The sequence below is a fragment of the Psychrobacter sp. 78a-MNA-CIBAN-0178 genome, from assembly GCF_040309625.1.
Taxonomy (GTDB): domain Bacteria; phylum Pseudomonadota; class Gammaproteobacteria; order Pseudomonadales; family Moraxellaceae; genus Psychrobacter; species Psychrobacter okhotskensis.
The window spans coordinates 1-242 of the sequence record NZ_JBEOOZ010000194.1 but is presented as its reverse complement, the minus strand read 5'-3'; the positions used below and the strand labels follow the sequence as shown (position 1 = coordinate 242).

Annotated in this window: 1 protein-coding gene; it reads left to right on the top strand. The window is 40.9% G+C overall.

Annotated features, from left to right (window positions below; all coding sequences use genetic code 11):
* A partial coding sequence (locus AAEY80_RS14805) for a DUF1800 family protein (protein ID WP_350588634.1) occupies positions 1–242 on the top strand: 242 nt, incomplete at both ends.

Below are 242 nucleotides of genomic sequence, written 5' to 3'. Positions count from 1 at the left end.
CTACCATCGTGGTTATTTAGTGAAAAGCCCTGATGAAAACAAATTTCAGTATATTAATAGGATTGATGCGTGGTGGAAGGGGGTGTTGCATAGCGACGATCAACTACGCCAACGTGTTGCCTTTGCATTGAGTCAAATATTGGTTGTATCGGATGCAAGTAGTAATGTAGGTAATCAGCCCGAGGGCATGATCACTTACTACGATATTTTGCTTAAACATGCTTTTGGTAACTATAGAGAGC